This window comes from Corynebacterium sp. HMSC22B11 (assembly GCF_001815965.1).
Taxonomy (GTDB): domain Bacteria; phylum Actinomycetota; class Actinomycetes; order Mycobacteriales; family Mycobacteriaceae; genus Corynebacterium.
On record NZ_KV823502.1, the window covers coordinates 65,479 to 75,647 of the forward strand.

General features: G+C 65.5%; 9 protein-coding genes. 8 read left to right on the plus strand and 1 reads right to left on the minus strand.

The window, feature by feature from the left end; translation table 11 throughout:
* Window positions 1–3: 3 nt before the first annotated feature.
* From HMPREF3088_RS05910 to HMPREF3088_RS05930, 5 genes are read left to right on the plus strand one after another with little or no spacing between them, the layout of a single operon-like run.
* Window positions 4–2,463 carry a DMSO/selenate family reductase complex A subunit gene (locus tag HMPREF3088_RS05910; RefSeq protein ID WP_070758865.1) on the plus strand — a complete coding sequence of 820 codons (2,460 nt, stop codon included), beginning with the start codon at window positions 4–6 and terminating at the stop codon, window positions 2,461–2,463.
* A gap of 24 nt (window positions 2,464–2,487) precedes the next feature.
* Window positions 2,488–3,129, plus strand: coding sequence for a DMSO/selenate family reductase complex B subunit (locus tag HMPREF3088_RS05915; RefSeq protein ID WP_012360075.1), 642 nt, complete (start codon window positions 2,488–2,490; stop codon window positions 3,127–3,129).
* A 4-nt stretch (window positions 3,130–3,133) separates the two neighbouring features.
* A complete protein-coding gene (locus HMPREF3088_RS05920) occupies window positions 3,134–4,105 on the plus strand; it encodes a dimethyl sulfoxide reductase anchor subunit family protein (protein WP_070758866.1) in 972 nt (323 codons plus the stop codon).
* Window positions 4,105–4,710, plus strand: coding sequence for a TorD/DmsD family molecular chaperone (locus tag HMPREF3088_RS05925; RefSeq protein ID WP_070758867.1), 606 nt, complete (start codon window positions 4,105–4,107; stop codon window positions 4,708–4,710). Before HMPREF3088_RS05920 ends, HMPREF3088_RS05925 begins: the two co-directional genes overlap by 1 nt.
* Before the next feature lie 55 nt (window positions 4,711–4,765).
* Window positions 4,766–5,554 carry a 4Fe-4S dicluster domain-containing protein gene (locus HMPREF3088_RS05930; protein WP_246818074.1) on the plus strand — a complete coding sequence of 263 codons (789 nt, stop codon included), beginning with the start codon at window positions 4,766–4,768 and terminating at the stop codon, window positions 5,552–5,554.
* Between the two features lie 175 nt (window positions 5,555–5,729).
* Here the strand turns inward: HMPREF3088_RS05930 and HMPREF3088_RS05935 are convergent, their stop codons facing one another.
* Window positions 5,730–6,116 carry a DUF2631 domain-containing protein gene (locus HMPREF3088_RS05935; RefSeq protein WP_070758869.1) on the minus strand — a complete coding sequence of 129 codons (387 nt, stop codon included), beginning with the start codon at window positions 6,114–6,116 and terminating at the stop codon, window positions 5,730–5,732.
* A 129-nt stretch (window positions 6,117–6,245) separates the two neighbouring features.
* Between HMPREF3088_RS05935 and dxr the strand changes: the two genes are divergently transcribed.
* The 3 genes from dxr (at window position 6,246) to ispG (ending at window position 10,116) form a co-directional block, all read left to right on the plus strand.
* Window positions 6,246–7,439 (plus strand): 1-deoxy-D-xylulose-5-phosphate reductoisomerase, encoded by a 1,194-nt coding sequence (gene dxr / locus HMPREF3088_RS05940; protein WP_070758870.1) that lies wholly within the window; start codon window positions 6,246–6,248, stop codon window positions 7,437–7,439.
* Window positions 7,424–8,827, plus strand: a complete 1,404-nt coding sequence (locus HMPREF3088_RS05945; RefSeq protein ID WP_070758871.1) for a M50 family metallopeptidase — start codon at window positions 7,424–7,426, stop codon at window positions 8,825–8,827. Before dxr ends, HMPREF3088_RS05945 begins: the two co-directional genes overlap by 16 nt.
* Before the next feature lie 128 nt (window positions 8,828–8,955).
* Window positions 8,956–10,116, plus strand: coding sequence for a flavodoxin-dependent (E)-4-hydroxy-3-methylbut-2-enyl-diphosphate synthase (ispG, locus tag HMPREF3088_RS05950; protein WP_070758872.1), 1,161 nt, complete (start codon window positions 8,956–8,958; stop codon window positions 10,114–10,116).
* Window positions 10,117–10,169: the final 53 nt, after the last annotated feature.

The window sequence follows — 10,169 nt, forward strand, 5'->3', positions numbered from 1 at the left end:
CAATTGGCTAATCTTAATAAAGTCACTCGTCGGCGTTTTCTCGGCTGGTCGGCCGCGGCCGGCGGTGCCGGCGTCCTGGTCGCCTCGGGTGCGGGCGACGCACTGAGCAAGCAGTTCCTCGGCATCCCGGCGATGGGCCAGGAAGAGGCCGATGAGAAGATCGTCTGGTCCGCCTGCACCGTGAACTGCGGCTCGCGCTGCCCGCTGCGCCTCAAGGTGCGGGACGGCCAGATCGTTCAGGTCATGGCCGATAACACCGGCGATGCGGAGCTGGGCACCCAGCAGATCCGCGCCTGCGTCCGCGGCCGCTCGATTCGGCACCGCATCTACAACCCGGACCGGCTGAAGACCCCACTGAAGCGTAAGCCAGGCACCAAGCGGGGCGACGGCGAGTGGGTCGAGATCTCCTGGGAACAGGCTCTCGACGAGATCGCCGAGAAGATGACGGAGATCAAGTCCACCTACGGCAACGAGGCCTTCTACCTGCAGTACGGCACCGGCGTCATCGGGGCGACGATCGCGCGTTCCTGGCCGCCCGTCGAGACTCCGTTCGCGCGCCTGATGAACCTGTGGGGCGGCTACCTCAACCACTACTCGGACTACTCCACGGCTCAGATCACCTCGGCCTACCCGTACCACTACGGGGAGTGGGTCGGGTCGAACTCCTTCGACGACGTCGCGAACTCCAAGCTCCAGGTCATGTTCGGCAATAACCCGCTGGAAACCCGCATGTCGGGCGGCGGGGAAACCTTCGTGACTCAGAAGATCAAGCAGGAGCACGGGGTCAAGACGATCGTCATCGACCCGAGGCAGTCCGAAACCTCCGTCGCGCTCGCTGATGAATGGGTGGCCCTGCGTCCCGGCACCGACGCCGCGCTCGTCGCCGGGCTCATCCACGTCATGCTGACGGAGAACCTCCAGGACCAGAAGTTCCTCGACAAGTACACCGTCGGCTTCGACGAGCACACTCTGCCCGACTCGGCGCCGAAGAACTCCTCCTACCGCTCCTACGTCATGGGCAAAGGCCCCGACGGAATCGAGAAGAGCCCACAGTGGGCCGCGAAAGTCACCGGGGTGCCGGCCGACCGGATCACCCAGCTGGCGCGCGAGATCGCCCAGGCCAAGCCCTGCGCCATCACCCAGGGCTGGGGGCCGCAGCGCCACGCCAACGGCGAGAATCAGGCCCGCGCGATCTTCCTGCTCGCAGCCGTCATCGGGCAGATCGGCATCAGGGGCGGCGGCACCGGCGCGCGCGAAAGCTCCGCGAACCTCGGCATGGCAAGCCCGTTCAACACCCAGCACGAAAACCCCATTGAGACCGCGATCCCGGTCTTCGGATGGACCGAGGCCGTCGAACGTGGCGAGGAGATGACCGCCACCCGCGACGGCGTGCAGGGCAAGGACAAGCTCGACGTCCCGATCAAGATGATCTGGTCCTACGGCGGAAACGCCAATACCAACCAGCACGGCGACCTCAATCGCACGATCGAGCTGCTGCGCAGGGAGGACAAGGCGGAACTCATCGTCGTCAGCGACATCCAGATGAGCGTGTCCGCCCGCTACGCCGACTACGTCCTGCCGGATGCGTCCACCGCCGAACAGGAGGACGTCATCCAACAGGGCAGTGCCGGAAACATGGAGTACACGATCCTGGCCTCCAAGGCCATCGAACCGATCCACAACACCAAGCCGATCTACGAGGTCTGCGCCGAGCTGGCCGAGCGTCTCGGGGTGGGAAAGAAGTTCACCGAGGGGCGCACCCAGGAGCAGTGGGTCAAGCACACGATCGCGGAATCCGCCCGCGATATCCCGGAGCTGCCGAGTTACGAGAAGCTCAAGGAGATGGGCGTGTGGAAGCGGGCTGGGGAGTCGGTGATCCCGCTGAAGGAGTTCCGCGAGGACCCGGCAGCCAACCCGCTCGAAACCCCGTCCGGGCTGATCGAGATCTACTCCGAGGAGCTCGCGAAGCTGCGCAAGGAGTGGGAATTCCCGAACGCCGCCCCGGGTGATGAGATCACCGCGCTGCCGGAACACGTCGACACCTGGGAAGGGCCCGCGGAGGCGCACAAGGCCTACACCAGCGGCGGCAAGTACCCGCTGCAGTGCATCGGACACCACACAAAGGGCCGCACCCACTCGTCTTACGGCAACGTGGACTGGCTCCGGGACGACGCCCACCCCCAGGTGCTGTGGATCAACCCGCTGGACGCCCGCAAGCGGGGTATCAAGAACGACGACGAGGTCTACGCGTTCAACGACCGCGGCAGGATCAAGTCCGTCGCACGGGTCAGCCCCCGCATCGCGCCCGGCGTGATCTCCGTTCCCCAGGGGTCCTGGTTTGCGCCGGACGCCAAGGGAGTGGACGCCGGAGCCAGCGTCAACACACTGACCAGTTGGCACCCATCCCCGCTGGGCAAGGGCAATGCCCAGCACACGACTCTCGTTGAGGTTGAGAAGGCCTAAGAAAGGCCGAAGGTAAGGAAAAACATGGCTAAGAAGAACGCTTCCCAAGAAAACCAGCGGCTGGGTTTCTACTTCGACCAGAGCTTGTGCAACGGCTGCAAGGCCTGCCAAATCGCATGCAAGGACAAGCACGACACCCCGCTGGGTACCAACTGGCGCCGGGTCGTGGAGTACTCCGGCGGGGATTGGAACCTCGCCAACGGGGTGTTTAACCACGACACCTTCACCTACTACACGTCGATCTCCTGCAATCACTGTGAGGACCCGATCTGCGCGAAGGTCTGCCCGACGACCGCGATGCACAAGGGGGAAGACGGCATCGTCACCGTCGACCCCGATAAGTGCATTGGTTGCCGCTACTGCGAGTGGGCCTGCCCTTATTCCGCTCCGCAGTTCAACCCGGAGACCAAGCAGATGAGCAAGTGCGACCTGTGCGCCGACCTACGTGCGGAGGGGGAGGAGCCCGCCTGCGTCACCGCCTGCCCGTCGCGTGCCCTGGACTGGGGGCCGATCGACGAGCTGCGGGAGAAGTACGGCGATATCAGCGCCGTCGCGCCCCTGCCTGATCCGAGCATCACCAAGCCCAACCTCGTTATTCGCCCGCACCGCGATGCGAAGGAGTGGGATACCAACCACGGCGAGATCATGAATCGCCAGGAGATCTAGACCAGTGTTTCTGCAGGAATGGCCACTGACCTTCTTCACGATCCTGTCCCAAATGGCCGTGGGCGCGTTCATCATCCTGGGGCTCATCCAAGTGAGCTCCCGCCGGAGGGTCGGGGCAGTGGCCGATAAGGACCGCGCCGAGGCCAAGGCGCAGGCATTGGAGCGGGTCTCGGATGCCGCGCTCTACGCGATTGGCCCGTTGATGGTCGCCGGCTTTATCGCCGCGTTCTTCCACCTGGGCAACCCCATGAACGGCATCAACGTGATCCGGGGCGTGCCGAGCTCCCCGCTCGCGCAGGAAGTCATGATGGGCGTGGGCTTCGCCGTACTGGGCTTCGCCTTCGCCGCCACCCAATGGTTCCACTGGGGCAGCTCACGGCTGCGCTTCGTGCTGGCGATCGTCACCGCGCTGTGGGGCCTGGCCTTCGTGTGGTCCATGGCGCGCCTCTACATGCTGCCAACGATCCCGCATTGGGATCACTGGACCACCCCGGCGCAGTTCTATGTGACCACCTTCTTGAGTGGCGCACTCGCGATCGGCACGGCCCTCGCGTGGTTCCCGAAGTTGCGGGATAAGCCCTGGCTGAACAAGCTCATGCCAGCCAACCGTCGCCCGGCAGACATGAGCGATGCCCACGTGGACTACGTCAACCGGCTGGTGCAGCGCTCGCTGCAGGGCATCGGCGTGCTCTCCGTTTTGCTGCTCCCGATCGAGCTCTTCGTGATCATCTTCGCCTATAGCCGACCAGATTCGGTGAACCCCGCGGCCTTCGCCTTCCCGACCGGGTGGTTCGTCCTGCGGCTGGCCCTGCTGATCATCGGTGCCGGGCTGATGGGCCTATTCCTGGCGCGGACCAAGAGGGACGACATCAACCTGCTGCTCACGCTGGTGATGACCAGCTACATCCTCGTGACGATCTCTGAGGTTATCGGCCGCTTCATCTTCTACGGCGGCATGGACAGGATTGGGATTTGATGGGCGCCGAGCAGGACCTGGCGGCCATCTCGGAGGCCGCCTTGGTGGTCTCCCAGCTTTTCCTGGCTGCCCCGAACCCCGAGCTGCGCGGGGCGTTGCAGGACGACGACGCGCTGGCCGAGTGGCCGCTGGCCGACCCCCAATCCCAGCGGGGGATCGCGATGCTGCGCGAGGCGGTGAGGGAGGGCAATCTGGATAGCCCGGATTCCCTCCAACGTGACCACCTCTACCTCTTCACCGGGATCGGCAAGCCACTGGCGCAGCCCTACGAGTCGCCATACTTGTCGAAGGAGGGGTTGCTCTTCGACGAGCAGACGGTTGCCGTCCGAGAGGCTTATGCGGCTCACGGCCTGCGGGTTCCAAACCCCCGGGTTCCGGATGATCACATCGGCTACGAATTTGCTTTCGTCTCCCACCTGGCAGGGCAGGCCGCTGGAGGCAACGCCGGAGCGCTGCCAGCCTTGTACCGCTTCGTGAGTGAGCACCTCGGGTGCTTCGCCGGTGACGTGGCTGAGGGGCTCCGGGAGCACGCCCAGACCGTGACCTACCGTGCCCTGGCCGAGCTGAGCGAGGGAGTCCTGGCCCATGTCCGAGCCGAGCGCTAAGCCTGAGCTCTTAAGCGCCGACCAACGCCATCGGCTCTACCGGTGGGCGCGAGACATGAACCCCGACGTTGTGCTGGTGTGTGCCGAGGCCCAGCTGCCGCGCTTCCCCCGAAACCACAGCCCCGTCCTGTTGCCAGGCTGCGCGGGTGAGGATCCCTCGTTGGCCGCTGCGTTATTGGCCTGCGGGGCGAAGCGGGTGCGCGTCCTGCCATGCCGGGAAGCCCACCCGGAACGCTGCGCGGCGGGTGCGGAACTGGTGGAAACCCCGCAGGCGCGGGTGCTGCGCGCGGCCGAGTACCTGGATGCAACTCAGGTGCCGGTGTCCCGGCGGGCGCTGATCGGGCTGGGGGCGCTGGGGGACGGGGAGATCGTGGTGGATCCGAACGCCCCGACGATGATCCGGCTCGCCCAAGCGCACCAGGTGTTGGGAACCCAGCCCGACACCAGCATCGAGCTGGACGCCCCGCGGCTGATCGCCTCCGGTTGCCAAGCATGCGGGGTGTGCACCCAGATGTGCCCGAGCTCCGCCCTGGAGCTCACGGTTGTTGATTCGGTGGCCAGCCTCACCCAGAACCTCGCCGCCTGCACTGGGGAGAATACTTGTGTTGCCAGCTGCCCCTACGGCGCATTGAGCAGCAGCGGCCAGCTGCAGCTCGCCGACCTGGTCGACGGGGACATACGCGAACTCACTAGATTCCCGGTCTGCCAGTGTCGCCGCTGCGGGGCGGATTTCCCGGCCCGGGAAGGGGAGGACGGCACGGCGAAGACCTTGTGCCCAACGTGCGAGCGCACCACTGCCGACCCGTTTTCCTCCTGGCTGCCTCCCGGCTTCACCCTCGACTAGCGTCCGGGGGCGTTTTCACGGCGCCGCGGCGCCGGGAATTATCGCCGGGCCACGGCGTGAGGGCGTTCGGTGGCGCTAGCGGAACCCGTGAATGCAGCGATGGCCCCGAACCACTTCTGGTTCGGGGCCATCGCTTGTGCCAGACGCCTGGCGTGTCGCTAATGGGGTAGCTGCGCTACTCCTTGATGTTCAGCGCCAGCTTCTCCTCAGGGGTGAGGTCCGCGTACACGCCGGTGTTGTTGCGCTGATCCTCGGTCCAGTTCGGCTCGACGTGACCCGGGGCCTTGTTGCGTGCGGTCACCGTGGTGCGCTCCTTGGCCTTAGGCTCGAACGCGAACCATGCGGTACCGACGAGGATGAAAGCAGCCAGGGCGATCAGCCAGATGTTCTCGACGTTGCCCTCGTGGTTACCAACCAGCATGAACACCAGGAATCCGACGGAAATGAGGCCGGACAGAACGACGGCGCGCTTGCTCAGGGCGCTCCAGCCCCAGCCCGCGGATGGTACATCTTCGGTCGAAATGCCGTTGAAAACTTCAACCTTTGCTTCGTGGTGAGCCACGGAATCCTCCTGACGTCTGATCAGTTAATCACACTCATCTTGCCATAGATTTCACAGAATGTAGGTATCTCCACACGCCATACAGCCCCTACTCGGGTGTAGGAGGCTTCGCGGCCGGCGGGTTAGGATATGGCCATGACTTTCGACAAGACTCGCGTGGTGATTCTCGGGAGTACTGGATCCATCGGTGTCCAGGCCCTCGAGGTGGTTTTCGACAATCCCGAACAGTTCGAGGTGATTGGGATTTCGGCCCACGGCAGTAAGCCCGAGTTGCTGTTGGAGCAGGCCCAGAAGATCGGTCTGCCCGCCGAACGAGTCGCGGTGGCCTCCGACCGAACCGCCGATTTCGTCGAAGCCCAGCTCGGCGGCCACTGCATTCGTGGCCAGGACTCCGCCCGCGACCTGGTGGAGGAGCTCGGCGATCAGTTGGAGAGCACGGACGTGATCCTGAATGCCCTGGTTGGCTCCCAGGGGCTCGAGGCGACGCTGTCCTCCCTGGGTACCCAGGCGCGTCTCGCGTTGGCGAATAAGGAGAGCCTCGTCGCCGGCGGCCAGCTGGTGCTGGACGCCGCCGATGAGTGGCAGCTCGTCCCTGTCGACTCCGAGCACTCTGCGATGGCACAGTGCCTGCGCTCCGGGCGTCGCGACGAGGTCGCCACCCTCGTGCTGACCGCCTCCGGCGGGCCGTTCCGCGGCTGGACCCGCGAGCAGCTGGAGCCGGTCACTCCGCTCCAGGCGGCCAGCCACCCCACCTGGTCCATGGGCCAGATGAACACGCTGAACTCCGCAACGATGGTGAACAAGGGCCTGGAGCTGATCGAGGCCTGCCTGCTGTTCGACATGCCTTCCGATCGCGTGGAGGTCACCGTTCACCCGCAGTCGATCGTGCACTCGATGGTGACCTTCCGCGACGGCTCCACCATCGCGCAGGCATCCCCACCGTCCATGAAGCTGCCGATCAGCCTCGCGCTCGGCTGGCCGAACCGCGTGGCCGGGGTGGGGCAGCCACTGGACTTCACGCAAGCCGCCACCTGGGAGTTCGAGCCACTCGACGACGAGGTATTCCCCGCGGTGGAGCTGGCCCGCGAGGCAGCAAAGGCGGGCGGGGTCATGCCCGCGATCTATAACGCGGCGAACGAGGAAGCTGCGATCGAGTTCCTCAACGCGAATATGGCCTTCCCCCGCATTGTCGACACGGTTGAAGCAGTGATGTCCGCCTCCGGCGCAGCGTCCACCCCGACGTGCCTGGAGGACGTCCTGGAGGCCGAGCGCGAGGCCCGCGCACTGGCACACGAGAGGATGCGCCCGTGGCTTTTGGGCTAGGAGTACTGCTCTTCGCCTTCGGCATCCTGATCAGTATTGCGCTGCACGAGGCGGGACACATGTTCGCCGCCCGCGCCTTCGGCATGCGGGTGCGCCGATACTTCATCGGTTTCGGGCCCACCCTGTGGTCCACCGCGCCGAAGGATAAGGGACGGGGCGCTGCCACCGCGGGAACAGCGGACGTCGACGTCGACGCTGCCAACGTCCCGGCGAATCCGGCCCCGCTAACGGCGGAGACGGAGGTTGCTACCGACCCGACCGGTGGCGTGCCGCACACCGAGTACGGGATCAAGGCGATTCCGCTCGGCGGCTTCTGCGAGATCGCCGGCATGACCCCGCTGGACGAGCTCAGCGAGGAAGAAAAGCCCCACGCGATGTACCGCAAGCCCTGGTGGCAGCGGGTCATCGTGCTCTCCGGCGGCATCGCCGTCAACGTGCTCGTCGCGCTGATCGTGCTCTATTCGGTGGCGAATATCTGGGGCCTGCCCGACCACAAGGCGGACATCCGCACCACCGTGCAGTCCACCCAATGCGCCCCGCCGACCCAGGACGCCGACGGCACCCTCGCAGACTGCACGGGCGACGGCCCAGCAGCCGCGGCGGGCATCACACCGGGCGATACCATCACCGAAGTGGATGGCCAGGAGGTGCCCACCTTCCCGGACTTCACCAAGGCCATTGACCAACTCGTCTCGGAGAACGCGGCTGGCGCCGGGAGCGGTGAGGCACACGCCCAGAGCCGCGAACTCAGCGTGGGCGATACCCTCACCGTGCCGATGCGCGTGCAAAACCCGGATGGCAGCGACGAGGTCAAGCAGGTCGACGTCGACATCGTGGAACGGCGCAACCAGGACGGCTCCACGAGACTCGCCGGTGCGATTGGCATCACGATCAAGCTGCCGGGCAACGTCGAATACAACCCGGCGACCGCGGTGGGAGGGACCCTCTCCTTTACCGGCTACATGGTCTCCGAGACGGCCAAGGGCTTGGTCGCGCTGCCCGCGAAGGTGCCAGGAGTGGTCGCGGCGATCTTCGGGGCCGAGCGCGCGGATGATTCCCCCATGAGCGTGGTGGGTGCTTCCCGCATCGGCGGGGAGCTGGTGCAACACGAGCAGTGGCGTTATTTCCTGATGATGCTGGCCAGCCTGAACCTCTTCCTCGCCGCCTTCAACCTGGTGCCGCTGCCGCCACTCGATGGCGGGCACATCGCGGTGGCCATCTACGAGCGCATTCGTGATGGCCTGCGCCGCCGCCGGGGTAAAGAGCCGGGCCAGCCGGTGGACTACCGCAAGCTGCTGCCACTGACCTACGGTGTCGCGCTGCTGCTGATGGTCTTCGGAGCCATCGTCATCGTCGCGGATGTGATCAACCCCGTGCGGCTTTTCTAATTCGCAACTCTGTCCGCACCACACCGGCGGGGGCGTTGCCCGTTGTCGCCGGGGCGGTATTAGGCTGGGAGGGGCACGCTGCTTGATCCGCAGCACTCTATTTTCTTCGAAAGGGGCTAGAGACCTTCATGTCCGGCATTTCTCTGGGAATCCCAGATGGACCTCCACCCACGCTCGCGCCGCGCCGGAAGACCCGCCAGCTGATGGTCGGCGACGTGGGAGTCGGCAGCGAGCACCCGATCTCGGTGCAGTCGATGACGACCACGAAGACACACGACGTCAATGCCACGCTGCAGCAGATCGCCCAGCTGACTGCGTCGGGCTGCGACATCGTGCGAGTGGCCTGCCCGAAGCCTCGCGACGCCGAGGCCCTGCCGATCATCGCCAAGAAGTCCCCGATCCCGGTGATCGCTGACATCCACTTCCAGCCGCGTTATATCTTCCAGGCCATCGAGGCCGGTTGCGCCGCGGTGCGTGTCAACCCGGGCAATATCAAGGAATTCGACGGCCGCGTCAAGGAGGTCGCCCAGGCCGCTGGGGACGCAGGCATTCCGATCCGTATCGGTGTCAACGGCGGATCCCTGGATAAGCGCCTGCTCGAAAAGTACGGCAAGGCCACCCCCGAGGCATTGGTGGAGTCCGCCATCTGGGAGGCCGGCCTGTTCGAGGAACACGGCTTCGGCGACATCGCGATCTCCGTGAAGCACTCCGACCCGGTCGCGATGGTTGAGGCCTACCGCCAGCTGGCGGCGAAGACGGACTACCCGCTGCACCTTGGCGTGACCGAGGCGGGCCCGGCTTTCCAGGGCACCATCAAGTCCTCCGTGGCCTTCGGTGCGCTGCTCTCCCAGGGGATCGGGGACACGATTCGCGTGTCCTTGTCAGCGGACCCGGTGGAGGAGATCAAGGTCGGCGACCAGATCTTGCAGTCGCTGAACCTGCGCCCCCGCAAGCTGGAGATTGTCTCCTGCCCATCCTGCGGTCGCGCCCAGGTGGACGTCTACACCCTGGCTGAGGAGGTCACCGCCGGCCTGGAGGGCATGGAGTTCCCGCTGCGCGTGGCCGTTATGGGCTGCGTGGTTAATGGTCCGGGCGAAGCTCGGGACGCCGACCTTGGCGTGGCTTCCGGTAACGGCAAGGGCCAGATCTTCGTCAAGGGTGAGGTCATCAAGACCGTACCCGAGGACCAGATTGTCGAGACTCTCATCGAGGAGGCTCACCGCATCGCCGAGGAGCAGGGCATGGAGGCCGTGGAGGGCGCTTCCGCCGAGGTGAAGGTCACCCGCTAGGGTTCTTTCCCTTTTATGACGATGATCGGCCCGGCCTGCAAACGCAGGCCGGG